25 protein-coding genes are annotated in these 26382 nt (G+C 69.4%); 13 read left to right on the forward strand and 12 right to left on the reverse strand.

What is annotated here, in order from left to right; all coding sequences use genetic code 11:
* Positions 1–4: 4 nt before the first annotated feature.
* Positions 5–670: a ThuA domain-containing protein gene (locus EAD89_RS05950; RefSeq protein WP_121657049.1), complete on the reverse strand. Its 666-nt coding sequence runs from the start codon at positions 668–670 to the stop codon at positions 5–7.
* Positions 667–1857 carry an endo-1,4-beta-xylanase gene (locus tag EAD89_RS05955; RefSeq protein ID WP_121675012.1) on the reverse strand — a complete coding sequence of 397 codons (1191 nt, stop codon included), beginning with the start codon at positions 1855–1857 and terminating at the stop codon, positions 667–669. The genes EAD89_RS05950 and EAD89_RS05955 overlap by 4 nt, the downstream gene beginning before the upstream one ends.
* Positions 1858–2067: 210 nt before the next feature.
* Between EAD89_RS05955 and EAD89_RS05960 the strand changes: the two genes are divergently transcribed.
* The 5 genes from EAD89_RS05960 to EAD89_RS05980 all read left to right on the forward strand — a co-directional run bounded on the left by EAD89_RS05960 (position 2068) and on the right by EAD89_RS05980 (position 7990).
* The gene (locus tag EAD89_RS05960) at positions 2068–3141 is read left to right on the forward strand and encodes a Gfo/Idh/MocA family protein (RefSeq protein ID WP_121675013.1); all 1074 of its coding nucleotides are present in this window, start codon (positions 2068–2070) and stop codon (positions 3139–3141) included.
* A 123-nt stretch (positions 3142–3264) separates the two neighbouring features.
* On the forward strand, positions 3265–3999 hold the full coding sequence (locus EAD89_RS05965; RefSeq protein ID WP_121675014.1) for a phytanoyl-CoA dioxygenase family protein: 735 nt from the start codon (positions 3265–3267) through the stop codon (positions 3997–3999).
* Positions 3996–4916, forward strand: a complete 921-nt coding sequence (locus tag EAD89_RS05970) for a sugar phosphate isomerase/epimerase (protein WP_121657053.1) — start codon at positions 3996–3998, stop codon at positions 4914–4916. Before EAD89_RS05965 ends, EAD89_RS05970 begins: the two co-directional genes overlap by 4 nt.
* Before the next feature lie 18 nt (positions 4917–4934).
* Positions 4935–7046 carry a hypothetical protein gene (locus EAD89_RS05975; protein WP_121675015.1) on the forward strand — a complete coding sequence of 704 codons (2112 nt, stop codon included), beginning with the start codon at positions 4935–4937 and terminating at the stop codon, positions 7044–7046.
* A complete protein-coding gene (locus EAD89_RS05980) occupies positions 7043–7990 on the forward strand; it encodes a zinc-binding dehydrogenase (RefSeq protein WP_121675016.1) in 948 nt (315 codons plus the stop codon). Before EAD89_RS05975 ends, EAD89_RS05980 begins: the two co-directional genes overlap by 4 nt.
* A 66-nt stretch (positions 7991–8056) precedes the next feature.
* Here the strand turns inward: EAD89_RS05980 and EAD89_RS05985 are convergent, their stop codons facing one another.
* Positions 8057–9091, reverse strand: a complete 1035-nt coding sequence (locus EAD89_RS05985) for a LacI family DNA-binding transcriptional regulator (protein ID WP_158609851.1) — start codon at positions 9089–9091, stop codon at positions 8057–8059.
* A 93-nt stretch (positions 9092–9184) separates the two neighbouring features.
* On the opposite strand from EAD89_RS05985, the gene EAD89_RS05990 reads away from it, so the two are divergent.
* The 6 genes from EAD89_RS05990 to bla all read left to right on the forward strand — a co-directional run bounded on the left by EAD89_RS05990 (position 9185) and on the right by bla (position 15794).
* Complete coding sequence (locus EAD89_RS05990; protein WP_121675017.1) at positions 9185–10063, forward strand: AraC family transcriptional regulator; 879 nt, start codon at positions 9185–9187, stop codon at positions 10061–10063.
* Between the two features lie 150 nt (positions 10064–10213).
* Positions 10214–11530: a sugar ABC transporter substrate-binding protein gene (locus tag EAD89_RS05995; protein ID WP_121675018.1), complete on the forward strand. Its 1317-nt coding sequence runs from the start codon at positions 10214–10216 to the stop codon at positions 11528–11530.
* Between the two features lie 229 nt (positions 11531–11759).
* Positions 11760–12569, forward strand: a complete 810-nt coding sequence (locus tag EAD89_RS06000) for a carbohydrate ABC transporter permease (RefSeq protein ID WP_158610717.1) — start codon at positions 11760–11762, stop codon at positions 12567–12569.
* Complete coding sequence (locus EAD89_RS06005; RefSeq protein WP_121675020.1) at positions 12566–13528, forward strand: carbohydrate ABC transporter permease; 963 nt, start codon at positions 12566–12568, stop codon at positions 13526–13528. Before EAD89_RS06000 ends, EAD89_RS06005 begins: the two co-directional genes overlap by 4 nt.
* On the forward strand, positions 13525–14742 hold the full coding sequence (locus EAD89_RS06010; RefSeq protein ID WP_147458764.1) for a hypothetical protein: 1218 nt from the start codon (positions 13525–13527) through the stop codon (positions 14740–14742). The genes EAD89_RS06005 and EAD89_RS06010 overlap by 4 nt, the downstream gene beginning before the upstream one ends.
* Before the next feature lie 290 nt (positions 14743–15032).
* Positions 15033–15794: a class A beta-lactamase gene (bla, locus tag EAD89_RS06015; RefSeq protein WP_233578228.1), complete on the forward strand. Its 762-nt coding sequence runs from the start codon at positions 15033–15035 to the stop codon at positions 15792–15794.
* A gap of 29 nt (positions 15795–15823) precedes the next feature.
* On the opposite strand, the gene EAD89_RS06020 is transcribed toward bla, so the two are convergent.
* Positions 15824–16729: a helix-turn-helix domain-containing GNAT family N-acetyltransferase gene (locus tag EAD89_RS06020; protein WP_121675022.1), complete on the reverse strand. Its 906-nt coding sequence runs from the start codon at positions 16727–16729 to the stop codon at positions 15824–15826.
* Positions 16730–16937: 208 nt separating this feature from the next.
* On the opposite strand from EAD89_RS06020, the gene EAD89_RS06025 reads away from it, so the two are divergent.
* Positions 16938–17651, forward strand: coding sequence for a GAF and ANTAR domain-containing protein (locus EAD89_RS06025; protein WP_121657064.1), 714 nt, complete (start codon positions 16938–16940; stop codon positions 17649–17651).
* A gap of 29 nt (positions 17652–17680) precedes the next feature.
* Positions 17681–18382 carry a GAF and ANTAR domain-containing protein gene (locus EAD89_RS06030; RefSeq protein ID WP_121675023.1) on the forward strand — a complete coding sequence of 234 codons (702 nt, stop codon included), beginning with the start codon at positions 17681–17683 and terminating at the stop codon, positions 18380–18382.
* A gap of 55 nt (positions 18383–18437) precedes the next feature.
* Here the strand turns inward: EAD89_RS06030 and EAD89_RS06035 are convergent, their stop codons facing one another.
* From EAD89_RS06035 to EAD89_RS06070, 8 genes are all read right to left on the reverse strand, one after another.
* Entirely contained in the window at positions 18438–19337 is a 900-nt protein-coding gene (locus EAD89_RS06035) for an SDR family oxidoreductase (protein ID WP_121675024.1), read from the reverse strand.
* Between the two features lie 40 nt (positions 19338–19377).
* Complete coding sequence (locus EAD89_RS06040) at positions 19378–19959, reverse strand: hemerythrin domain-containing protein (protein ID WP_121657067.1); 582 nt, start codon at positions 19957–19959, stop codon at positions 19378–19380.
* Positions 19952–21166: a hypothetical protein gene (locus tag EAD89_RS06045; RefSeq protein ID WP_121675025.1), complete on the reverse strand. Its 1215-nt coding sequence runs from the start codon at positions 21164–21166 to the stop codon at positions 19952–19954. The genes EAD89_RS06040 and EAD89_RS06045 overlap by 8 nt, the downstream gene beginning before the upstream one ends.
* Before the next feature lie 444 nt (positions 21167–21610).
* On the reverse strand, positions 21611–22186 hold the full coding sequence (locus EAD89_RS06050; protein WP_121675026.1) for a gluconokinase: 576 nt from the start codon (positions 22184–22186) through the stop codon (positions 21611–21613).
* A complete protein-coding gene (gene manD / locus EAD89_RS06055; RefSeq protein WP_121675027.1) occupies positions 22176–23405 on the reverse strand; it encodes a D-mannonate dehydratase ManD in 1230 nt (409 codons plus the stop codon). The genes EAD89_RS06050 and manD overlap by 11 nt, the downstream gene beginning before the upstream one ends.
* A 48-nt stretch (positions 23406–23453) precedes the next feature.
* Entirely contained in the window at positions 23454–24602 is a 1149-nt protein-coding gene (gene dgoD, locus EAD89_RS06060) for a galactonate dehydratase (protein ID WP_121675028.1), read from the reverse strand.
* A gap of 7 nt (positions 24603–24609) precedes the next feature.
* Positions 24610–25425: a carbohydrate ABC transporter permease gene (locus tag EAD89_RS06065; protein WP_121657072.1), complete on the reverse strand. Its 816-nt coding sequence runs from the start codon at positions 25423–25425 to the stop codon at positions 24610–24612.
* A partial coding sequence (locus EAD89_RS06070; protein ID WP_368666339.1) for a carbohydrate ABC transporter permease occupies positions 25422–26382 on the reverse strand: 961 nt, incomplete at its 5' end. The genes EAD89_RS06070 and EAD89_RS06065, both read right to left, overlap by 4 nt.

The following is a 26382-nucleotide window of genomic DNA, read 5'->3' on the forward strand; positions in this document are numbered from 1 at the left end:
TCGGCTACCGGCTGGCCCACAACAGCCCGCGCTCGGTCAGCGTCCGCACCTCCTGGTGGTCGAGATCCTCGGGCCGGTGCCCGATCGTCGAGACGAAGACACGGCCGAGGCCCCACTGCCGGGTCCAGACCGCCGGGGACACCACGTCCTGGCGCCACGGCGTCTCGGGCGTCGCGCGGAAGCGGGTCGTGGCCAGCACGTCGTTTCCCGCGTCGGTCAGCATCCAGTACTGCTCGGTGACCTGACTCCACCGCCGCTGGATGCCGGCGACGATCGGATGGTCGGCCCGTTCGGGCACCACCTCGATCTCGTGCTCGACGAAGCCGCCGGGGTGCTCCGCGAACTGGCCCCCGGTCATCTGGAGGTACGGCGTCGATGCGCGGAACGAGTCGACGATCCCGCCGTGCCAGCCGGCGAACCCGGTGCCGGCCCGTACGGCCGCCACGAGCCCCGCGATCTGCTCCTCGGTGGCGGTGCCCATGGTCCAGCACTGCACGACCAGGTCGGTCCGTGCCATCCGGTCGGCGTCCGCGTAGTCGGCGAGATCGTCGCTCACCTCGACGGCGAAGCCGTTGTCGCGGAGGAAGGGCACGAACCGGTCGGTCGTCTCGATCGGCTGGTGCCCCTCCCAGCCGCCCCGGACGACCAGCGCGCGGCGATCGGTCGTCACGGCAGCAGGTTCCGCAGCGGGGAGCGTCGCGGCGCGTTGCTCAGCTCGTTGGCGATCGCCCGGTAGGCGGGCTTCGGCGCCAGCTCGTCGTCGAAGGCGAGTGGCCGGCGCGGTGCGCCGTCCTCGCGGGGGTAGTCCTCTTCGAGCCAGGTGTAGCGGTCGGTCAGGCCGAACGCCATCACCGCCTTGACGGACCGGTGCGAGAGCGCGACGTCGAGGTAGCGCCGGTACACGTCGGCGACGGCGGCGTCGCGGGTGGCGATGTCCGCCGGCAGGCCGTCGTCGAGCACGTCGAGTTCCGTGATGAGGATGTCCAGGCCACGGTCCGCGACCTCGGAGAACCAGTTGAGGTAGGCCCTGGCCCGGAACCGGTCCGCGAACCGGTCGGCGAGCAGGTGCGCCTGCACACCAAGGGCATGCACCGGTACGCCGTCGCGGAGCAGGTCGTCGATGACCTGGAGAGTGGCGCGGCGGCGTGGTTCCGGCTCGTCGCCGTACTCGTTGACGGTCTCGAAGCCGAACTCGTTCAACACGAGCACGGCCGACGGATCGGCGGCGTGCGCGACATGGAAGGCGTCGGCCACGTAGGACTTGCCGATCGTCTCCCACCACGGCACGTCGGTGCGGTAGCCGCGCCGGCCTTCGGGGCTGGTGACCTCATTGGCCACGCTCCAGGCGCCGACCCGGCCACGGTAGCGGCGGACGACGGCCTCGGCCGTGCCGAGGAGCAGGTCGCGTGCCTCCTGCTCGCTCAGGCCCCACAGGTCGTCCTCGGTCCATCCTTCGCCGAAGCCCTCGTCCCAGACGAGGTGGGCGCCGAAGACGGCCATCCGCTGTGCCTCGGCGTACGCGATGATCTGGTCGGCGTAGGTGAAGTCGAGTTCGGCGTCCGGCGTCGGCTTGAGCCGGTACCAGAGCAGGTCGTCCTCGGTGAAGAGCAGGGCGGCTTCCCGGCTGACCAGATGTTGGTAGGCGGTGTCGGTCAGCTGCCAGGTTGCCACCGAGGTGCCGAAGGCGAGGCCGTTCTGTCTGGCCAGTCTCCACAGTGGTGGGCGTTGCCCTCCGGCCGCAGCGAGCGGCCCGGTGCCGGCGGGTGCCGCGGCTGCCGCAGCGGGGCCGCCCAGCGCGCCGGCGGTGGCCAGGCCAGCGGCACCGGCGGCGCCGAGAAGCAGGGATCGGCGGGACAAGGGGTGGACGTCACTTATGGTGCCGCCTCCTTCGATGGACGTACCACGAAGTTGCAAAACGTTTTGCCAAGTCGCTGGTGAGCAGCCTACGGCGCACGGCCGTCCCGGACAAGACATGGTTGCCCCGCTTGATTCGGGGCGGTTAGGCTGCCGGCGACCCGTTGCCAAACGTTTTGCATCGGAAGGGGTTCCGCCTTGAGCCGGCTTTCCATGGGCATCATCGGACTGGGCGAGGTCGCGCAGGTCGTGCACCTCCCCGTTCTGCGGTCACTCCCCGATCTCTACGAGGTGACCGCCGTCTGCGACATTTCCCCCGGCCTGCTCGAGCGCGTCGGGGGCGGCTACGGCGTCGCGCGCCGCTACGCGGACCACATCGAGATGCTCGACGAGAACGGGCTCGACTGCGTACTGGTGCTCAACAGCGACGAGTACCACGCCGAGGCGGTCATCGCCGCCCTCGACCGCGGCATCCACGTGCTGGTGGAGAAGCCAATGTGCCTCAGCCCCCGCGAGGCGCAGGCCATCATCGAGGCCCGGGACCGGTCGGGTGCGACGGTCATGGTCGGCTACATGCGGCGCTTCGCGCCCGCGTTCATCGAGGCGAGCCAGCAGATCGGCGCCCTGGGCCGGCTGAACTACGCGCGGGTCCACGACATCATCGGCCGCAACCAGCTGATGATCGACCAGACGGTCTTCGTGGACCGGCCCTCCGACGTACCCCGGTCCGCGGTCGAGGCGCGCTGGGCCAAGGGGCGGGCATTGGTCACGGACGCGCTGGGCGACGTGCCGGACGTGCTCGCCGGCGCGTACCGGTTGCTCTGCGGGCTGGGTAGCCACGACCTGTCCGCGATGCGGGAACTGCTCGGTCGGCCGCGTGGCGTGGTCGCCGCGCGGCAGTGGCGCGACGGCCGGTTCATCACGGCACTGCTCGAGTACGACGACTTCCTGGTCACCTACGAGACCGGCGTCGACGAGCAACTGCGCTTCGACGCGCACATCGAGGTGTACGGGGAGCACGCCACCATGCGGTTGCAGTACGACACCCCGTACATCCGCCATCTGCCGACCACGCTGGTGACCGAGGAGACCCGCGGCGACAGTCTGCACCGCATCGTCTCCCGCCCGCACCTCAAGGATCCGTACACCCACGAGCTGGAGTACTTCCACGAGATGGTCACCCAGGGCCGCCGGCCGAAGACGGATCCGGAGGACTTTCTCGAGGATCTCGACCTGTTCGCCGAGCTGATCCGCGTGCTGGCCACGAACGCCGATGTCCGGACCTGAGGCAGAGCCGAAGATAGGTCGACTCACGCCGGAGACAGGTGCCGCCCGCCCGGCCGGGGCGCAACTAGCGTCGAGCCCGACGATGTCGCCACGTCAGGCGACCAACCAACAGGAGGTGCACCGGTGCTGGACCAACAGGCGGTCGACTTCTACCGGACGAACGGCTACTACCTCAATCGGGACCAGCTCTTCTCCCCGGAGCGGCTCGACACCCTGGAGCAGATCTTCAACGAACACCTCGCCGACAAGGGTGACAAGCTCTCCGACGAGCTGGACACCCCGCACTTCCGCGACCCGCGGTTGATGGACTTCCTGCTCTCCGACGAGGTGCTCGATCTGGTCGAACCACTGGTCGGGCCGGACATCGCGCTGTGGACCAGTCACTTCATTTCCAAGGACCCGAAGGTGGGCCGGGCCACGCCCTGGCACGAGGACAGCGCCTACTGGAACGGCCGGCTCAGCGAGTACGACCGGATCGTCACGGTCTGGCTCGCGCTCGGCCCGAGCAACCGCACCAACGGCTGTATGCGGGTCATCCCGGGCACCCACGACAACGGCTTCTCCGAGTACGTCCCCACGGACAAGACGACGCAGACCTTCCACGCCGAGATTCCCGACGTCGACGAGAGCAGGGCGGTCTACTTCGAGCTCGAACGCGGCCAGTGCTCGCTGCACGACGGGCGGATCATCCACGGGGCGGAGTCGAACACCAGCGACCTGCGCCGCACCGGCTACACCATGCGGTACTTCCCGGCATCGGTGAAGGTGCTCCCCGTTCCGGCCAACGACGGGTGGCAGATCTGGCTCGCCCGTGGCCGCGACAGCGCCGGAAACACCTATCAGCCGGATCCGCGATGAAGCTCGGGCTCCTGACGGCCTGCCTGCCCGGCGAGTCGCTCGACACCATCGCCGGGTGGGCGGCCGCCCACGGCTACCAGGGGCTCGAGGTGGCGGCCTGGCCCAGCGACCCCGGACGGCCGTGGGAGGCCTCGCATCTCGACGTCGATGGCTTCGACGCGGCAGCCGCGACGCGGGTACGGAAGCTTGTCTCCTCGCACGGTCTGGCCATCTCGGCGGTGGCCTACTACGAGAACAACCTGCACGCCGACCCGCAGACCCGGGACGGCATCCACCGGCACCTGCGGCGCTGCGTCGACGCGGCCGCGCTGCTCGGTTGCCCGTACGTGGGCACCTTCATCGGCCGGGACATCACGCTCTCGGTGACCGAGAACCTACGGCTCGCCGAGGAGGTCCTGCCGCCCCTCGTCGCCTACGCAGGGGACCGCGGGGTGCGGCTCGTGGTCGAGAACTGCCCGATGGAGGGCTGGCACCCCGACGGCTACCCAACCAACCTCGCCTACTCCCCAGAGCTGTGGCGGTGGCTCGCCGGGCTCGGATTCCACCTCAACTTCGACCCCTCGCACCTGATCTGGCTCGGCATCGACCCGGTGACGGCGCTGAAGGAGAACCTGGACCTGGTCCGGCACGTGCAGGCCAAGGACGCGCAGGTCGACCCGCGCGCCCGCGACCGGTTCGGGGTGTTCGGCCAGCTGATCGGGCGGGAGTCGCCCTGGGTCAGCGGCTGGTGGCGCTACCGGGTCCCGGGGCTCGGCGACGTGGACTGGCGCCGGCTGCTCGACGTGCTCTACGAGGGCGGTTACGACGGATTCGTCTCCGTGGAGCACGAGGACCCGGTCTGGTCGGGCTCACCGGAGAAGGTGCGGCAGGGCCTGGTGATCGCCGAGCGCACCCTCGGCCGACTGATCGTCGCGTGAGGAGAAGGAGCCCAACGGATGCAACGTGGTGTCTACTTCGACGCCTGGTTCCCCCGGCAGCACTGCTACCACCCGAGTCTTCCGCCACGGCGGCTGCGAATGATCGATGACCTCGTCGACTACCGGGCGACCACGCTGGTCTGGGCGTCCCTGGGCGGCGGCTCGATCTCGCTGCCCTACCTCGAGCAGGAGGCTTTCGGTCCCGTCGACGCCCGGTCGCGCTTCTACGGCTTCGTCAACGACAGCGAGTTCATCGCCGCCGCCCAGCAGCGCGGCATCAAGGTCTTCGGCATCGTCTTCGAGGCACAGGGCTGGGAGTTCCCCGCCGAGTTCACCGCCGAGGAGGACGAGATCCTGGCGCTCAACGAGCTTCGGGGCGCAGGTCATCGCGGCTGGCTCGGGCTGCGGGAGTTCACCCAGAACCGCTACCCGAAACTGTGGAAGCCGTTCGAGAGCTACTTTCCCGGCGGACTGGTCAACAGCGACGGCGAGCCGGTCACCGACCTGATCGAGGAGTGCTGCGCCCGCGACATCCATCAGACGGCGCTGCACGCGCGCTGGGTCGAGTGCCCGGACCGCGAGCACCAGTGCTACTACATGGACCGCAACAACCCGGTGTGGCGCGAGTATCTCAAGGCGGTCATCCGGATTCAGATCGACGCGGGTGTGGACGGTGTGCAGCTCGACGAGACGGAGCTGCCACTGGGTTCCCTCCAGTACGGCGGCTGCTTCTGCAAGGACTGCGTGAAGGGCTTCGCGGCCTACCTGAAGGCCCTGCCGGAGAACGAGCGCAGCCCGCTGTTGGCCGACGTCGACCTGGACACGTTCCACTACGGCACGTGGCTGCTCCGACAGGGGTACGACTTCACGGGGCGGCTCGACTCCACACCGCTCTACCCGGAGTACTACCGGTTCCAGTGCGAGGCGATCCGGCGGCACTTCGGCGAGCTGGCCACCCACGCCCGCGACTACGCCCGCTCCCAGGGCCGCGAGGTCCTCGTGTCGGGCAACTTCTTCAACATGGACCCGCAGTATCTGGGCCTGGCCGACGACGTCGACGTCATCGTCACGGAGATGCGCAACACCACCTACCGGCAGCCGGAGTGGTACCGCTACGTCGCGGGGTTCGCCGGTGACAAGGACGTCATCGTCGTGGAGAACCCGTACGGCGGGGTGGTGCCCGAGCTGGTCGACCTGCTCCGCGCCGGCAAGGGGCACGATCTGCTGCGGCTGTCGTGCTACGAGGCGGCGGCGTTCGGCGTCAACATGGCGGTGCCGTACGGCGCCTGGATGGGCGCCACGATCCAGGACGCCTTCTACGCGCCGCACGACGTCGCCGCCGAGGTACAGGGGTTCCTCGCCGACAACGAGCGGCTGTTCGACCGGGACAGCCGCAACGAGGTCGCGGTCGTCTACAGCGTCGAGAGCAACCGGGCCCTCATCGCCCGGCAGGACATCGGCGACAACCTGCGTAACGCGCGCGACGAGAGCGTGCGGGTGCCCTACCGGCAGGTCACCGAGGCGCTTGCCGCGGCCGCGGTGCCCTTCGACGTCGTCATCTTCCCCGACGCCCGGACGGCCCCGGACCGGATCACGGCGGAGAGCCTGCGACGCTACGACACCGTGCTCCTGCCAGCCTGTACGTACCTGACGGCGGCCCAGGTCGCGGCCCTGCGCGGCTACCTCGACGGCGGCGGGCGGCTCGTGCGGACCGGGGGTCTCGGCGACAACCTCGCCGAGGACGAGCGGGCCGAGCTGACCAGCGCCCCGGGCATGAGCACGTCGGACCCGGCCGACCTGTCGACCCTGCTGCCGCACGGCCCTCAGATCGAGCTCGCCGCCACCGCCGGCACGGCCGCCGTTGCCGCCAACACCGCCCGGCTGGCGGACGGCTCGGTCGCCGTCCACCTCGTCAACTACGACTACCGGCCGGACGAGGACGCGGTACGCCCGCTCAGCGGGCTCGACCTGCGCGTCCGGCTGTCCGAGCGACTGGCGGCGGGCACGGCGTACTCCTGCGACGGCAAGGTGACGCGGCTCGACGTGCGCGTCGACGGGGGCATCCACGCGGTCACGCTGGACGCGCTCGGCCCGTACGCCGTCGTGGTCTTCGAAGGTGGGGCGGAATGAGGATCGCGGTACTGACCGGTCCGGAGCGGTTCGAGATCGCCGAGGTGCCGCCGCCCGAGATCCGGCCCGACGAGGTTCTGGTGCGGGTACGGGCCTGCGGGGTCTGCACGTCCGAGCTGGCGGCGTGGAGCGGCGACCAGACCGCCGACTATCCCCGCCACCTCGGCCACGAGGTGAGCGGGACGGTCGCCGCGGTCGGCGCCGAGGTGCAGTCGTTCGCCGTGGGCGATCCGGTCGGCGTCTGGGTGACGTCCCACGGCTTCGCCGAGTACGTCGCAGCGAAGGCCGCCCACTGCCGGCCGGCCGGTGAGGTCCCGCTCGACGAGGCGCTGGCCGAGCCGCTCGCGTGCGCGGTCAACGCGGTGGAGGAGGCCGACGTCCGGCTCGGTGACGACGTGGTGCTGATCGGCGCGGGGTTCATGGGCAACCTGGTGCAGAAGCTGGTGCGACTGCGCGGGGTGCGACATCTCATCGTCGCCGACACCCGGCCCGACGCGCTGGAACGGGCGACCGCGCTCGGCGCCACCCGGGTGGTCGACGTGCGCACCGAGTCGCTCGCCGAAGTGGTCGGTCAGCTGACCGGGGGGCGGGGCGCGGATGTGACGTTCGAGTGCACGGGCGGGCAGGCGGCGCTCGACGCCGTCGGTGACGTGACGCGAATGAGCGGCACGATCGTGCTCGTCGGGTTCCATCAGGGTGCACCGCGCGCCATCAACCTGGGGCACTGGAACTGGATGGCGTTCGGCATCATCAACGCGCACTACCGGGACATCGACACCATCATGCGTGGCGTGACCGTCGGGATGCGTCTGCTCGCCTCGGGCGTGCTGTCCATGCGCGAGCTGGTGACACACCGGTTCCCGCCGGACGACATCGGTGCCGCATTCCGGGCCGCGCGCGACAAGCCCGCCGGCTTCGTCAAGGCGACGGTGGTGTTCGACTGACGAGGGCGGCCGGAGCGGTCGGCGGGCGTCCGAGCGGCGTTACGGCGGAAGCTGTCGGACCCGCCCTCAGGCGGACTGGCGGACGATCAGCGGGCAGGGCAGGACGGCCTTTCGGCCCTCGCCGTCGTACGTGCCGTCCATCCGGCTGAGCAGGAGTTCGCCGGCCGTCAGGCCGATGTCGTACGCGGGGTTGCGGACCGTCGTGAGCGGCGGGTTGACGATGGTGGCGGCGTCGACGTCGTCGAACCCGACGATGGCGACGTCGTCGGGCACGGCAAGGTGCAGCTCGTGCACGGCGTCGATGGCGCCGATCGCGGTGAGGTCGTTGGCACAGAACACCGCGTCGGGGCGACGCTCGGGCACCGCCATCAGCAGATGCATCGCTCTGCGGCCACCTGGCCGCGTCCAGTCGCCGCGCACCATGAGGTCGGGATCGATCGACATCCCATTCTCCAGGAGCGCCTGCCGGTAGCCCTCCTCGCGCGCCGACCCGGACGGCAGTGGACCCTCGATGATCGCGATGCGGCGGGCGCCCCGCCGGATCAGGTGCGTGACGGCGGCGTGCGAGCCCACGGTGTCGTCCGGCATCACCAGGTCGATGAGCGGGTCGTCGTCGACGGCGCCGCCCACACAGACGGCGGGAACACCCGACCCCGCAGGGCCCATCCGTACCTGCGCCCCGACCCTTCCGGCGGCCATCACCACCCCGTCCACCCCGCGGTCGAGCACGTCGGCGAGGAAGGCGTCCTCCCGTTCCGCGTTGCCGTCGGTGTTGCAGACGTACGTGCCGTATCCGGCGCCGTCGACCGCGTCGGCGAGCCCGCGGGTGAGCACGGCGTAGAACGTGTTGGTGATGTCGGGTACGACGACGGCGACCATCCGCGACCGTCGGGTCCGCAGGCTCCGCGCCACGTTGTTGGGTCGGTAGCCGAGTTGCCGGATCACGTCGCGGACGGTCTCCTGGGTGCCCTCGGCGACCCAGCGCTTACCGGACAGCACGTGCGAGACGGTGGTCGGGCTCACCCCGGCGAGCTTCGCCACCTGCACCAGCGTCACCCGCGTCTCGTCGGGCGCCGATGCCGCCGGCTGCTTGTCGGACATCGACATCGCCCTCTCGCGCCGTTGACCACTGCGATCCGACTTCGTACGGTAGCAAAACGTTTTCGCGAGCCACGATGCATCCCGGGAGGCGCGATGACCCGACTCCTCGATCGATACATGATCGACGGACTGGTCGAGGGCGACGCCGGCGTCCGGGTGATGCGCCCGCTCCTGCGCGACGTGCCGGCCCACTGGCACGACTACTACGAGCTCGGGTACGTCGTCGATGGGGCCGCGCGGCACGTGATCAACGGCGTGCCCCGCCCGCTCGGCCCCGGGGGCGTCTTCCTGCTGACGCCCACCGACTTCCACGAGCTGCGCCTAACCTCCGCCGTGCCACTGACCTGCTACAACGTCGTCATCGAGCCGCGCGTCGTCGAGCGGTGGCTGGACTCGGTGGGGCCACACCCGGCCGCCGTGCAGGGGCCACCCTGGCTGGCGGACGACGCCGCCGAATTCGGGCCCGACTTCGACCGGCTGTGGCGGGAGTCCGACGGCCGTCGTCCCGGAGCGGCGGCGCTGGCCGACGCCGTGCTCGGATGCATCCTGATCGAACTCGCCCGACGCTGCGCGACCCCCGCCGCCGACGGTGAGCCGGAGATGCCGGCGCCGACGGACGCCGCCGTCGACATCCGGCGCGCCGTCCAGTACGTCGAGCGGCACTTCCGCGAGCCGCTGACGCTGGCCGAGGTGGCGGCGCACGTGCACCTGTCGCCCAACTACCTGAGCGAACGGTTCAGCCGGCTGGTCGGCACGTCCTTCCAGACGTACGTGCAGAACCGGCGGTTGCGGTTCGCCCGGTCGCTGTTGGCGTCGACCACGTTGGGTGTCACCGAGATCTGTCACGCGGCCGGCTTCAACAGCCCCTCGCACTTCGGGCGCGCCTACCGTCGCCGGTTCGGTCAGCCGCCCTCCGCGGGACGCACCGTCGGCGACGGCACCGTCACGTCGCCGTCGCAGAAGAACAACTGATGACGGCTTCGTTGCGTTCGTTACCCGCGATCCCTTGACAAGGCTGGTGCGGGCGGAAGACCCTAGCCGCAGCATGCCAAACGTTTTGCACAGGGCATCCGAAGTGTGATCCGCACGTCACTGGCCGGCAACGACATTGGGAGTGATCCGATGAAGTATCGCGCGTCCCGTGGTTCCCTGATCGTCGCGGCGGCTACGGCCGCCGCGCTGGCCCTGACGGCCTGCTCGACCGGTGGGTCCTCGTCAACCGACCAAGGCGCCGGAGAGGGCCCGGTTCCCGAGCCCACGGCGCCGGTGACCATCTCGTTCGCCTCCTGGGTCGCCGAGATTCCGGAGATGAAGCAGCTCATCCACAAATTCGAGGCCGAACATCCCAACATCAAGATCGAGGCGCAGAACGTGCCGGCCGAAGAGGCGAACGAGAAGCTGACCGCGCAGATCGCCGGCGGCAACCCGCCGGATGTCGCCTACATGGACGCCAGCACGGTGGCCAACTTCGCCTCCCGCAAGGCCCTGGTCAACCTCGACAACTACATCAGCCGCAGCGACATCGTGAAGGCCGACGCGTACGTGCCCGCGTTCAAGACCTTCACGACCTTCGAGAAGAGCATGTACGGGCTGCCCTTCGACGGCGAGTCGACGGCGTTGTACTACCGGACCGACATGTTCGCCGCGGCCGGCCTGACCAGCCCGCCCACCACCTGGGAGCAGTACGAGGCGGCGGCGAAGGCGTTGACCGACCCGGCGAAGCGGACCTACGGGCACGCCATGTTCACCAGCTCGCCCGAGGCCGCCTACTACTGGTACCCGTGGCTCTGGCAGAGCGGCGGGCACCTGCTCTCCGAGGACGGCAAAGAGGTCCTGTTCAACAACGCCGAAGCCAAGAAGGCCGCCGAGTTCTACGTGAACCTGGCGAAGTACGCGCCCAAGGACTACCTCAACTCCAACTCGTACGACGGCCGGCAGGCGTTCGCCAACGGTCAGGTCGGCATGTACGTCGCGGGATCGTGGTTCGCCGGGACGCTCACCGACGAGTTCCCCGCCATCAACGGCAAGTGGGCCACCGCCCCGCTGCCCCAGGGCTCGGCGGGGTGCGGCACGACGATCGCCGGTGACGCGCTCGTCATCTTCAGCCAGAGCAAGAAGTCCGACGCCGCCTGGAAGTTCATCGAGTTCCTGTCCGAGCCGGACAACGTCGCCTTCTGGACGTACAAGTCCAAGGACGGCACGACCCTCCCACCGATCAGCAGCCTGCTCGACTCACCGGACCTGGTGAAGACCAAGCCGGTGCTGGAAGGCTTCGCCGCCGCCATGAAGTGCGGGGTCAGCAACGTCGTCGCCGACCCCAACTGGCCGAAGATCGAGGAAGGCCTCAACGAGCAGTTGGCCAAGGCGATCTACGGCGAGCAGTCGGCCGCCCAGGCGCTCGACGCGGCCGCGGCCGAAGCCGAGAAGGTCATCAGGTGAGGTGTCGGCCGGGCGCGGGCGTACGACAGGTCACGGCGGTGGTGACGGCATGACTGCGCTGGCAAACCCGCGGTCCCCGTCTTCGGACGGGGACGGCGGGACCGGGCGACGCGGGCGCGGGAAGAGTGGCCACGGATCCGGCCGACGGGGCCTGCGGCGAACGTCGCGGCTGATCTGGCGTGAGCGGTCGGCGTACGGCTTCCTCGCGCCCGGCCTGATCGTCTTCTCGGTGTTCACCGTGTTCGCACTGCTGTTCGCGTTCTACCTCACGTTCCGGGAATGGAACATCCTCGAGCCCGAGACGCCGTTCGTCGGCCCGCAGAACTACCGGGACATGGTCCAGGACGAGGACTTCCGGCGGTCGATCATCAACACCGCGTACTTCACCGGCGCGTCCGTCCCACTGGGCATGGCCATCGGGCTCGCCGTCGCCCTCCTGCTCAACCAGCCGATCCGCGGCCGGGGCCTGTTCCGGACGCTCTACTTCCTGCCGACCATCACGCCGTTCGTCGTGTCGGCCATCGTCTGGAAGTGGCTCTACAACGGTGACTTCGGGCCCATCAACTTCTACCTCCTCAAGACCCACCTCATCAGCGAGCCACTCGTGTGGCTGTCGAACAAGAACCTGGCGATGCCCGCCGTGGTGCTGATGAGCGTCTGGGCCAGCGTCGGATTCTCGATGGTGGTCTACCTCGCGGCGTTGCAGGGCATCCCGGACCAGCTCTACGAGTCGGCGCGGATCGACGGTGCGGGACCGTGGGCCCGGTTCCGGTACGTGACGCTCCCCATGCTGTCGCCCTCGACCCTGTTTCTCATGGTCATGGGCATCATCGGCTCATTCCAGGTCTTCACGCAGATCTACATCATGACCAGCGGCGGCCCGGTCAACCGGACGACGACGATGGTCTATTACATCTACGAGGCCGCCTTCAAGTTCTACGAGATGGGGTACGCGAGCACCCTCGCCTACGGGCTGTTCGTCCTCCTGCTGGCCTTCACGGCACTCCAGCTCAGGCTCTACAGAAAGGCGGACCTGTGACGGCTACCGTGAAGGACCCGCCCGCCGCTCCGCCGCGGGCGTCGACCCCGCCCCGCCGTCCGGTCGTCAAACGGCGGCTGTGGCTGACCTTCTGCTACGCCATCCTCGTGCCGGGCGCGATCCTCTTCGTCGCGCCGTTCGCCTGGTTGGTGAGCGCCTCGTTCCAACACGTCGGCGACATCTTCTCCTGGCCCCCGCAGTGGATCCCGAAAAATCCGACGCTCGACGGCTACAAGGGCTTCTTCGGCATCGGCGAGGCCGGCGAGGACGCGCAGGGCAGCGAGGGCGCCTGGCGCTGGTTCCTGAACAGCGCCTTCGTCGCCACCTCGGTGACGGTGCTGCAACTGTTCTTCAACGCCCTGGCCGCCTACACCTTCGCCAAGCGCAAGTTCCCCGGCCGCGACGCCATCTTCCTGGTCTTCCTGGCCACCATGATGGTGCCGCCGCAGGTGACCCTGATCCCGAACTACCTGGTGCTCAAGCACATCCCGTTCTTCGGGGGCAACGACGTGCTCGGCAACGGCGGACACGGGTGGCTCGACTCGTACTGGGGGCTGATCCTGCCCGGGGCCGTCAGCGCGTTCGGCATCTTCCTGCTCCGCCAGTACATGATGTCCATCCCGGACGAGCTGCTCGACGCGGCCCGCATTGACGGCGCCGGAGAGTTCCGGGTCTTCTGGCGGGTGGTCCTGCCGCTGTCCGGTCCCGCTCTCGCCGCCACCGCGATCTTCACCTTCACCTACGCCTGGGAAGACTTCCTCTGGCCGCTCATCGTCATCTCCAGCTCCGACAAGTACACGGCACCGCTCGGTCTGGCGCTCTTCGTCGTGAAGAACCGGACGTCGTGGAACCTGTTGATGGCCGGCTCGGTCGTCGCCACGCTTCCCATGGTCATCACCTTCCTGGTGTTCCAGCGCCGATTCATCCAGGGCATCTCCATGAGCGGGCTCAAGGGATGACCGTCGGGGGAGTCGCCTCGCTGAGACCGCTCGTGGAGGAGCTGCTGAACGAGGGCGGGGGAGTGCTGCGCCTCGCACCGGCGTTCGTCGCGCGGGACCTGGTGCCGCCCGGGCGACGACTCGGCCTCGCGGAGGACGCGTACGACCTCGGCGAGCGAGGCTTCGTCTGCGAACGGTGGCTCGGATCGACCACCAGGGCCGACAACCGGATCGGTCCACCCGACGAAGGGCTCAGCCACGTCGTCGACGGCGCGGGGCGACGGCGGCTGACCCTGCGCGACGCCGTCCGGGCCGACCCCGCCGCGATCATGGGCGAGGCGTACGCGGCGACCCACCCGCAGGGCCTCGGTCGCCTGGCGAAGCTTCTCGACTACGGCGCCCGCATCCCGTACCACGTGCATCCGCCGCAACGCTTCGCGGAACTGGTCGGGCGCCGCTCGAAGGACGAGGCCTACTACTTCCCGGCCGGGGTCGACACAGGGCCGCACCCGGAGACGTTCTTCGGCGTGCACCCGTGGATCGTCCGCGACGCCGCCTACGAGGTCCTGCTCCCGTACCTCGTCGACTGGAACAGCGACCTGATCCTGCGGCATGCGCGCGCCGAGTTGCAGGTGCCCGACGAAGGGTTCCAGGTGCGGTCGGGGGTGCTGCACGCGCCGGGAACGGCGCTGACCGTGGAACTTCAGGAGGACTCGGACGTGTTCGCCATGTTCCAGGCCCTCAACGCCGGCCGCGTCATCTCCAAGGAGCTGCTCTTCAAGGACGTGTCGCCCGCCGATCGACGCCGGGACGCCGAGCGGTTTCCGCTCGGATTCGTGGAATGGGACCTCAATGGTGATCCGTTCTTCTACGAGAACAACCACCTGACGCCGCAGCCGATCGACTCGGCGGAGCGAGGCGATGGCCACGAGTCGTGGATCTTCTACGACACCCCGAAGTTCAGCGGAAAGAAACTCGTCGTCCCTCCCGGCGCCCGGCACACGATGACCGAGCGCGGCGTCTACTCGATCCTCGTCTGGGCCGGTCGGGGGCGCTACTGCGGTCACGACGTCCGGGCCGAGCAGGCCGACCGGGACGAACTCCTCGTGAGCCACGACGTGGCGACGGCGCCGCACCTCGTCGAGAACACGGGTCGGGACGACCTGGTGGTGTTCATGTTCTTCGGGCCGGACATCAACGACACCCCGGTGATTCCGGTGTCCGCGGTGGCGTGACCTGCCCTGAGCCGGGTGCTCGGCCCGTCGGGCGCGGGAAGGAATGCAACCGTTGGTGGTCGGCCGCGCGTGTCGCTTAAGGCGACTCACTAGCGGAGGAAAACCATGACGGCAGCGCAGCCGACCATCACTCGACGTGCTCTCCTGGGGGCGGCGGTCGTTGTGCCGTTGGCGGGATGCACGCAGCGCGACACCCCGCCGGCCTCCTCCTCCACCTCGGTCCCGCCGTCCTCCGCCCCCACCTCTCCCGCGACCGCCCCGGCGAACGTCCGTCACGATCACCTGTCTCGTTGGAACGGAAGTTCGACGCACGACTCGGCGTGTACGCACTGGCGACCGGCACCGGAGCCACGATCGCCCATCGCGCGGACGAGCGGTTCCCGTTCTGCTCGACGTTCAAGGGGCTCGCTGCCGCAGCGGTGCTGCATCGTCGTTCGCTGTCCGATCTGAACAGCGTCGTCAGGTACACCGCAGACGACCTCATGGACAGCGCCGTCATCACCCGGCGGCATGTGGCCAGGGGGATGACCATCCGTCAACTGTGCGACGCGGCGGTCCGCTACAGCGACGGGACGGCCGGTAATCTCCTGCTCCGCGACCTCGGCGGGCCGGGCGAGCTGACGGCGTACGTCCGTGGCCTCGGCGACACGGTCACCCGGATGGATCGGATCGAGCCGGCGGTCGCCAGCGGCACCCCGGGGGACCCGCGCGACACGACCACCCCGCGTGCGTTGAGCACCGACTACCACCGCATCGTGCTGGGGGAGGCCCTGCCTCCGGACCGGCGGGCCTTCCTTCGTGACCTGCTGGAGCGCAACGCCACCAGCGTCGGTGCGCAGCGGATCCGAGCTGGTGTGCCGCGGGGCTGGACCGTGGCGGACAAGACCGGGACCGGTGGCTACGGCACCGTGAACGACATCGCTGTCGTGTGGCCCCCGACATCCGCGCCACTCGTCATCGGGATCATGTCGGCCAAGGCCGAGAAGGATGCGGACTACGACCAGGCCCTCGTCGCGGAGGCCGCCGCCTACGTGGTTGCCACTCTGACCTGACACGCGAGCAGCAGCCGTGGCGGCTGTTTTCAGCCCGGGGCCGGCGGGAGCTGCTTCTCGAACCAGTGGTGGGCGAAGTGCTCACTGTTGTACGGCTCGATCTCCCGGTACCCGGCCGAGTGGTACATCGCGATCGCCTCGGTGAGGCTCCGGTTCGTGTCGAGCCGCACGGTGGTCCAGCCTCGGGTGGCGGCGTACCGCTCAAGGTCGCCCAGTATCCGCCGGCCGATGCCGAGCCCGCGTACGGTGTCCGCCACCCAGACGCGCTTGATCTCGGCGGGTGCGTCGGGATGGAGCTTGACCGCGCCGCAGCCGACGGGCTCGGAGTTGAGGGTGGCCAGCAGGAACACGCCGGCGGGCGGGACGAGTTCCTCGTCGTGGACCGGCTTGCTCAGTGCCGGGTCGAACCCGTCGTCGAAGCGCCGGCCGATGTCCCGGGCGTACGCGCGCAGGCAGGCCCGGGCGCGTGGGTCGCTGGGCGGGCAGGGCCGGACGACCACCATCGATGCGACGAGCAGCCGCTCGACCTCGGCCATCGCCGTGACGAGCTGTTCGCGGCGTTGCCCGGTCAGCGGTGCGAGGATCGACCAGGCGAACTCGTCGGAGCGCCCGTCGAGCTCGGCCCACTCCGCCCGCCCGGCCGCGGTGAGCGCGGCCACCCGTACCCGTGCGTCGCCACCGGTGCGCTCGGCCGGCCCGACGGTGACGAGCCCGTCGCCTTCCAGGGTGCGCAGCAGCCGGCTGAGGTAACCCGAGTCCAGACCGAGCCGCGCCCGTAGCGCGGCGACCTCGGCCCCGTCCGGACCGATCTCCCACAGCAGTCGCGCCTGCGCGAGGGGCCGTCCGGAGGCCATGTACTCGTCATCGAGTGCTCCCACGCGCTGGGTCACCGTCCGGTTGAAGCGCCGCACCGCGGCGACGAGGTCGGATCTCATTTAACTGACTTTAGTCAGGTATCCAGGATTCGCGCCAGGGACGGCACCGCCGCACCCGAGGGCCAAGGGTGTAACCCGTGAACCGGTGGGTAGGGACAGGAGCCACGACGGCCGCTCGGCGAGATGCTGCCGGGCGTCTGCCGAGGGCGACCGTCCATTCGTGGCCCCGACCTGCCGGCGCACACCGGCTGACAAGGACTGTTCCGCGATGACCCAGCCGACCGTGGATCCGGCCGACGCCCTGGCCGAGCTGGGCCGGATCCGACTCGACGAGATCAGCCTCGATGACATGCTGCGTCGGATCGCCGACCTGGCCAACCGGAGCGTTCCCGGGACCAGGGACGTTTCGGTCACGCTGGTCCGCGGTCAGGCCAACTGGACCGCCGCGTTCACCGGTGACCTGGCCTGTCAACTGGACGAGTGGCAGTACGAGCAGCACCGGGGTCCGTGCCTGGATGCCTCCGCCAGCGGTGACAGCATCTCCGTGCCGGACATGGGGGCCGAGCAACGATGGCCCGCGTGGGCCGCCATGGCGCGTACCGCCGGGGTCGGCAGTTCGCTGTCGATCGGGCTGCCGATCCAGGGGTCGGTGGTGGGTGCGCTCAACGTCTACGGCGGCGCGGCGAACGCCTTCGATCCGGCGGCGATCGCCAACGCCGAGCGCTTCGCGGCGTACGCGGCGGTGGCGCTGGCCAACGCGCACCTGTACGAGAGCGCCGCCACGCTGGCGGATCAGATGCAGGATGCCATGCGGAAACGGGCGGTGATCGAGCAGGCCAAGGGGATCATCATCGGGGAGCGGCGGTGCTCGCCGGAGGAGGCGTTCGCGCTGCTGTCGAAGATCTCTCAGGACACCAACCGCAAGGTCCGCGATGTCGCGGAGGCCCTCGTCAACCAGGCAGTACGGAGATCTCGGGCGTGAGTACCAGGCCAGCTGATCAAGGAGATGAGTTGTTCCCGCCCCTGCCGGACCATGAACTGAGAGAAGCCCTGCTCGCCCTCGCCGGCCTGCCCGACGAGTCTCCGGCACTGCCCGCGCAGCTGAGCACGATCGTCCGACTGAGCGCGGAGGTGGTGGACCCGGTCGACTTCGCCTCGATCACCGTGCTCGCCGGCGAGCGGCACCACACCCACGCCTCCAGCAGCGAGGTGGCCGTAGCGGTCGACCTGGCCCAGTACGCGGAGGACGCCGGCCCCTGTCTGCTGGCCCTGCATTCCGGCGAGACGGTCGGCGTACCCGATGTCGCCGGTGCGGTGGTCTGGCCCGGCTTTCGGGACGTGGCCTGGCGGAACGGGGTGCGGGCCTCGCTCTCCATACCGCTGTTCGCCGGTAGCGGCGTTCCGGTCGCCGGGCTGAACCTCTACTCCCGGGACGCCGCCCACATGCGGCTTCTGATCCAACGGGTCCAGTCGTGCTATCACGCCGGGTCGCCCCAGGTGCTGCCGCGAATGGACGCCGGCAGCGAGCAGCTTCTCGCGGGGCTCGCGGGCGCGTTGCACAGCCGTGATCTCGTCCAACGGGCGCTCGGCGTGCTGATGGAGCGGGACGACGTCCCCGTCGGGTCGGCCTACCGGAGCCTCGTCGAGGCGACCGAGGCCGGCGCGCCGTTGACCGACACGGCGACCGTGATCCTGTGCCAGTACGCGAGCTGACGCGGAAGGGCCGCCCGCGGCGACGCGCGGGCGGCCCTTCGAGTTGCGCGGACGGTCAGGCCAGCGGCTTGCCGCCGGTGACGCCGAGTACCTCCCCGGTGATGTAGCTGGATTCCTGCGAGGCGAAGAAGACGTACGCCGGGGCCAGCTCGGCCGGCTGCCCGGCACGGCCGAGCGGAACGTCCTCGCCGAACGACTCGACCTTCTCCTCCGGCATGGTGGCCGGGATCAGCGGGGTCCAGATCGGGCCCGGGGCGACCGCGTTGACCCGGATCCCCCTGTCCGCCAGGTTCTCGCCGAGGCCCTTGGTGAAGGCGATGATGCCGGCCTTCGTGGTGGCGTAGTCGAGCAGATCGGGGGAGGGCTGGTAGCCCTGGATCGACGCGGTGTTGATGATCGTGGAGCCGGGCTCCATGTGTGGCACAGCGGCCTTGGAGAGCCAGAACATCGCGTACAGGTTGGTCTTGAGCACGCGGTCGAACTGCTCGGTGGTGATGTCGGTGATGCCGCCGGACTGGGACATCTGGTAGGCCGCGTTGTTGACCAGGATGTCCAGTCCGCCGAGGTCGCTGACCGCGCGGGAGATGATCTCTTCACAGTGCGCCTCGTCGCGGATGTCGCCGGCGACGGCGACCGCCCTGCGCCCGGCCTTCTCGATCAGCTGCACGGTCTGTCGGGCGTCGTCCTCCTCCTCGGGCAGGTACGCGATGAGCACGTCTGCGCCCTCGCGGGCGAAGGCGATGGCGACCGCCCGGCCGATGCCCGAGTCGCCGCCGGTGATGACCGCCCGCTTGCCGGTCAGCCGGCCGGTGCCCTGATAGCTGTCCTCACCGTGATCCGGCTCGTCCGGCATCTCCCGGGTGGTGCCCGGCGCCGACTGTCGGCCGCCGGTCTGCTCGTCCGGCCCGCGGTACTGCTCCTGGGGGTCCTGCTCCTGATACTGGTTGCCGCTCACGGTCTGTCCTTTCTCATGTCTCTTTCGCGGGCCCCCCGGGTCAGCTGGCCGAGGGCTTGCGCACCGCGTCGCGGACCCGGTCGATGACCGCCAGCGCCGGGCCGGCCGCCAGGTTGCCCTTGGCCGACTGGGCGCTGGGATGGGGCCGGGTCGGCGCGGTCGTCTCCGCGACCCGGACGGCGCCGGCGAGGCTGCGAAGCCGGTCTGCCGGGACGTGCTGGCGCAGGTGGGGGAACTCGTACCGCTCCTCGTAGCGGGCGTGCGTGAGCACGGCGTCGCGCAGCAGGATGATGCCGGTGTCGAAGCCGTCGGCGTCCACGCCGCCGGCGATCAAGGTCTGCAGCGTCTGCTTCGCCTGCCGCTCCTCGTCGAGCCGGTCGTCCACCATCGCGTCGCCGCCACCGCCGGGCAGGGTCCGGGCGAGCGGGTGGATGACCTCCTCCTCCGCGGTCTCGTGTGCGGCGAGGAGTTTGACCAGCTCGTCGAAAGCGTCGCGCCGGGTGTCGCCGGTGCTGCCGATGACCAGCAGGAAGAGCTGCTCGATCTGGGCGTGCTGGGCGAGCAGCAGGTCGACCACGTCCTCCTCGGGACCGGGGGTGGCCGGGTTGTGGGTGTCAGGCATGACTGCCTCCCGTGGAGCGCAGCTCCTCGACCGGATGCGGTCCCTCGGTCTCGATGCGGTACTCGTCGCCGAAGCGTTCCCGGTGCATCTCGATGACCTGCTCGGTCGGCGGCTTCTGGCCGTCGTGCAGTTGCTGCTGCATCCACTCGAAGCGCTCGTGGGCCTCACGGACGTAGCCCTCGCCAAGCTTGGTCAGGTCGATCTGGGTGGCCAGCAGGTGGCGCAGGTAGTCCTTGTTGGGTTCGAAGGTCAGCGGCTCCGGCAGCCCGGCGCTGCCCACGATCTCCTCCGGTTCCCGACCGTCGTGCCGGCGCAGCAGGTCGGCGGCCTGCTGGAGGTGGGCCAGCTCCATCTGCAGGTGCAGCTCCCACACCGCCTTGATCCGGGGGTCGCTCTCCTGCTGAAGGAACGAGTAGTAGAGCCAGCATTCGTTGTACTCGTGGGTCAGCAGCCGCTCCCACCAGTTCTCGCCCGGGTCCAGCAGCGACTCGTAGTGGGTGACGTGCTCCTGCTCGATCAGGCTGATCTCCTGGTAGAGCTGGCGCGCGATCGGCTCCATGTACTGCGGGCCGACGTTCATGTAGTAGAACATCACCTGCTGCTCGGCCGAGAGGATCGTCAGCGCGTGCAGCTTGGAGCGCGGGTCCACCGAGTTCCGGTCGTACGGGGTGCGGACCTCGTCGAACGGGTGCCGGTGCTCCTGGACGGTCGGTCGACCCGGCATGACCTCGGTCAGCCCGTTCACGACCTTCTCGGCCTTGCGTCGCTCGACCATCTCGTAGAGGTTCGCGTAGCGGTACAGGTGATCGAAGTCCTCCAGCACGCCGAACTCGTACGCCTGCTTCAGGTACGGGTCGGGCTCGTGCCGGGCCACCCAGGCGGTGAGGTCGACAGCGACCTGCTCGTAGCCGAGCGTCGTCTCCAACACGCTCGCCACGCCGGGTAGCAGCCAGTTCACCACCCGCTGCTGCTGGCTCTCCACGTACCGGACGTAGGCGAGCTGCCGGCGGACCTCCTGGTCCGGGCAGTTACGGGCGAACTGGTGCTGGAAGTTGATCGCTTCGACCTCGATGCCGTTCATCGTGATGATCCGGCACCGGGTGTAGGGGTCGACGGCCTCCGGGTCGATCGGCTCGACGTTCAGCTCGCGCCAGTTGCGGATCTGGCTCTCCAGGGCGATTCCCTTGTGATCCAGTGGATTGAACATGCCACTCCTTCGTTCGGGGTCTTTTGGCCGTACCCGCCCACTTAGGGGAAAAACGTGCGCGCCTCTTTCTCGCGCCCGGCGAACGGCCGGTCGGGTCCGGGAGTGCCGAGGGGCTGACGCGTCGGTGGGCCTCGACGGGCGAGTGGCGGAACCACGTCGGAGGACGTGAGCACGGCCTGTGGTGCCGACCGTGCACGCCCGAAGGTGACCACACCACTTCGGACAGAGGGGTGCCGTCGCACCGGCCCGAGAAAGGGATTCACACGACGCCTCCGCCCTCGACGACGGTGGCCACCCCCACCGCCGTTCGGACACGGCAGGGTTGACCACCCGGAGGGCACACGTCTTGACCCGACCTCAGCGCTACCCGGGCCGGTGGGGCCTAAACCAGACAGCCGTCACCGGACGGAGTCCGCGTGACGGCTGTCTGGTGGGCGGTGCGGGTTACCCGCCTACGGCGGCGGCTCCGGTACGCAGCCCGAGACGGTCGACCGCGGCCGACACGAGCTCCTCCGGAGGCAGCGACACGTCGAGCACCAGACCCGGCGGCTCGCCCGGCTCGAACCGCTCCAGGATGGCCAGCTGAGAGTCCAGGAGGCTCGCCGGCATGTAGTGGCCCGCGCGCCGGGCCATCCGCTCGCGGATGACCTCCGCCGTCCCGTCCAGAAGGACGAAGTCCACGCTCGGCGGTCCCTGCCGGAGCACGTCCCGGTAGGACCGCTTCAACGCCGAGCAGGCCAGCACCGTCGACACGCCCTCGGCGTCACGGGTGGCCATCCAGTCGGCGAGGGCCCGGAGCCAGGGCCAGCGGGCGGCGTCGTCGAGGGGTACGCCGGAGCGCATCCTGGCCACGTTGGCCTCGGAGTGGAACTCGTCGGCCTCGGCGAAGGTCAGGCCGGCGAGGTCGCTGATGCCCCTCGCCACGGTCGTCTTGCCCGCACCGGACACCCCCATCACGACGACGTGCCGGGGCGGGCGCCGGTGGCCGGGTCCGACAGCGCCACCCTGCTCACCAGTCATGGACGGTGCCGTCCTTGAGCCGGTTGAACGGCAGGTAGGCCGGCACGTACGGGAACCTCTCGGCGGCCGCCTCGTCGAGTTCCACACCCAGGCCCGGCCGCTCGCCCGGGTGCAGGTAGCCGTCGGTGAAGGTGAAGGACTGCCGGAAGACCTCGTTGGTCAGGGCGCCGTGCTGCATGTACTCCTGGATGCCGAAGTTGTGGATGGCCAGGTCGAGGTGCAGGGCGGCCGCCATGCCGACCGGTGAGATGTCGGTCGGCCCGTGGATGCCGGACTTGATCTGGTACTGCGCGGCGAAGTCGAGCAGCTTGCGCATGGCGGTGATGCCGCCGGTGTGGGTGACGGCGGACCGGACGTAGTCGATGAGCTGTTCGCGGATGAGCGTCTGGTAGTCCCACACGGTGTTGAAGACCTCGCCGATCGCCAGCGGTGTGGTCGTGTGGTGACGGACCAGACGCAGAGCCTCCTGGTTCTCGGCGGGGGTGCAGTCCTCGAGCCAGAACAGGTCGTACGGCTCCAGGTCCCTGCCGAGCCGGGCCGCCTGGATCGGGGTCATCCGGTGGTGACCGTCGTGCAGCAACGGAAGCTCGGAGCCGAACTCGTTGCGTACCGCCTCGAAGACGCCGGGCAGGTGGCGCATGTAGGAGCGGGTGTCCCAGTCCTCCTCGGCCGGCAGCGGCGTGCGCTGCGCCGGTTCGTAGTCGTACCGCTTGCCGTCGGCGCTGGGCTGCGCGGCGACCCCGTAGACGGCGTTGATGCCCGGCACGGACGTCTGGACCCGGATCGACCGGAAGCCGAGTTCGAGATGGTGGCGGATCGAGTCGAACAGCTCGGGCATGTCCCGACCGGAGGCGTGGCCGTACGCCATGATGCCGGTCCGCGACGCGCCGCCCAGCAGCTGGTAGAGCGGCATGCCGGCGGCCTTGGCCTTGATGTCCCAGAGCGCGACGTCCACGGCCGCGATCGCCGCCATGGTGACCGGGCCGCGCCGCCAGTACGCGGAGCGGTACAAGAACTGCCAGGTGTCCTCGATGCGGTGCGGATCGCGCCCGATCAACAGCGGGACGACATGGTCGCGCAGGTACGAGGCGACCGACAGTTCCCGCCCGTTGAGGGTGCCGTCACCCAGCCCGGTGACCCCGTCGTCGGTGGTGATCTTCAGGGTGACGAAGTTGCGGTCCGGGCTGGAGACGATGACGTCCGCTGCGACAATCTTCACGGGGTGCCTTTCTCAGGTGCCGCGGTGGGCGGGTTCAGCGGATGGTGCTCACCATTCCGCGTAGGAGCCGTCGGGGTGTCGGAAGGTGGGGCTGCGCCAGGCGTGCCCGCGCTTGTCCGCCGCGCGTACCGCCTGCTCGTCGATCTCGATGCCGAGCCCGGGCGCGGTGAGCCGCTCGATGTGCCCGTCGACGAAGATCAGCGGCGTGGTCTCCACGACGTAGTCGAGCACCTCGGCGCCGAGGTTGTAGTGGATGCCGATGCTCTGTTCCTGGATCAGGTAGTTGGGTGTGGCGAAGCCGATCTGCAGGCACGCCGCGAGGGCGATCGGCCCGAGCGGGCAGTGTGGGGCGAGCTGCACGTCGTAGACCTCGGCGAGCGCGGCGATGCGGCGTACCTCGGAGATCCCGCCGGCGTGCGAGAGGTCCGGCTGGGCGACGGCGATGCCGGCCTGGAAGACGGGCAGGAACTCCTGCCGGCTGTAGAGCCGCTCTCCGGTCGACACGGGCGTGGTCGTGGACCGCACGAAGTCGCCGATGAGGTGGGAGTTCTCCGGCACGACCGGCTCTTCCAGGAAGAGCGGCCGGTACGGCTCGAGCAGCGGCGCGACGCGGCGGGCGTTGGCGAGGGTGAACCGGCCGTGGAAGTCGACGGCGACGTCCCGATCGTCGCCCAGCACCTCCCGGGCGGCGGCGACCCGCTGGACCACCCCGTCCAGCTCGGCGACCGACGCGATCGGGCTCATCCGCCCCGAGGCGTTCATCTTGACGGCGGTCAGCCCGGCCGCGACCTGGGCCGCGATGTGGTCGCGGACCTCGCTGGGCTCGTCGCCGCCGACCCAGCCGTAGACCCGGATCCGGTCCCGGACCGGGCCGCCGAGCAACTGGTGCACCGGCGCCCCGTACCGCTTGCCGGCGATGTCCCACAACGCCTGGTCCAGGCCGGACACGGCGCTGGCCAGGATCGGGCCGCCCCGGTAGAAGGAGCCCTTCGTCATGGTCTGCCAGTGGTCCTCGATCCGCAGCGCGTCCCGGCCGATCAGAAGTTCGCTGAGCTGCTCCACGGCGGTGCGGACGGTCTCCGATCGGCCCTCGCAGGTCGCCTCGCCCCAGCCGACGATCCCGGAGTCGGTCTCGACGCGGACGAAGAGCCAGCGGGGGGCGACCAGGAAGGTCTCGACCCGAGCGATTGTCGTCACGGTGTCCTCAGCCCTTGGTCGCGCCGGCGGTGAGGCCGGAGACGACGTACTTCTGCACGAACAGGGCGATCAGCATGATCGGCAGGGTGACGACACTGGCCGCCGCCATGAGCCCGCCCCAGTCGATGCTGGCGTAGCCGACGAAGTCGAAGATCGCGACGGGCAGGGTCTTGGTGTCGGCGCCGGAGAGCACGAGGGCGAACATGAAGTTGTTCCAGGAGAAGATGAACGACAGGATGCCGGCGGTGGCCACGCCCGGGATCGACAGCGGCAGCGTGATCCGGCGGAACGCGCCGATGTGGGTCAGCCCGTCGACGAGCGCCGCCTCCTCGAGTTCGATCGGGAGGCTGTCGAAGTAGCCCATCATGATGTAGACCACCAGCGGCAGCGACACGAACATGTGGCTCAGGATGAGCACGCTGAACCCGCCGACCATCTTCAGGTTGGAGAAGACGTAGTACCAGGGCACCAGCAGCGAGACGCCGGGAATGACCCGCGCCATCAGCACCACGAGCGCGGACTTGCGCATGTTGAAGCGGCTCATCGAGTACGCCGCGGGCACGCCGAGGACGATGGAGAGCACGGTGGCCGCGAACGCCACCCAGAGGCTGTTGCCGATGAACTCGACGTAGTTGGCCTGCTCCAGGACGTTCGCGTAGTTGTCCAGGGTGGGTGTGAAGGCGAGCGCCTTGCCCGTGTCGTAGATGTCGACGTTCGTCTTGAACGACGCGGCGACCATCCAGATCAGCGGTGCGAGCAGCGCGATCACCACGACGGTGAGCGCCACCACGCGGAACACCCGGTAGGCGGGGCGGGACCTCATCGCTGGGCCTCCTTCCTACGCGACGTCAGGGCCCACATCGATCCGATGATGATCAGGAAGAAGACGATGAGGACCGTCGATGAGATGCCGTACTCGTTGTAGTCGAAGCTCAGGCCGTAGGCGTACACGTTGAGCGTCTCGACCTCGTGGAAGGACCCGCCGCCGCGGCCCTTCGTGGCGTAGAGGATGTCGAAGGTCTTCAGCGCGTCGATGCCGCGCAGCAGGATCGCGACGATCACGGTCGGCATCACCAGCGGCAGGGTGACGTGCCGGAACCGCTGCCAGGTGCTGGCGCCGTCGATCCGCGCCGCCTCCTGGGGCTCGTCGGAGAGCGAGGTCAGGCCGGCGAGCAGGATCAGCACCACCATGGGGGTCCACTGCCAGACGTCGATGAAGATCGTCGTGGGCAGCGCGGAGTGCTGGCCGGCCAGCCACGGTTGGGGTCCGATGCCGACCCAGCCGAGGGCCTGGTTCGCCAGGCCGATGTTCGGGTCGAAGATGAGCCGCCACATCATGCCGACCGCGACCGGGGTGGCGACCAGCGGCATCAGGATGGCGACGCGGACCCATTTCTGACCCCGGAACGGTCGCCACAGAAGCAGCGCGACCGCCATGCCGAGGACGACCTCGAACAGCAACGCCACGATGGTGAACGCGGCGGTCCGGCCGACCGCGGGCCAGAACCGATCGGTGTCCGAGAGCACCTCGACGTAGTTCTGGAAGCCCACGAACTCGGATTCCGCCCGCACCGAGCCCTCGGCGTCGGTGAGGCTGAGGTATCCGGTCCAGGCCAGCGGAAAGACGATCAGCGCGGCCACGAAGACCATGGCCGGCGCCGCGAAGAGCCACTTGCGATGGTCGTTGGCCCAGCGGGCCCACGCCGGCGTGTCCGGCGTCTCCGAGGCTCGGCGGGGTGATCGGGTGGGGGTGGTCACTGCTGCCATGAGATCTCCGGGG

The sequence above is a fragment of the Micromonospora sp. BL4 genome (assembly GCF_003667505.1).
Taxonomy (GTDB): Bacteria; Actinomycetota; Actinomycetes; order Mycobacteriales; family Micromonosporaceae; genus Micromonospora.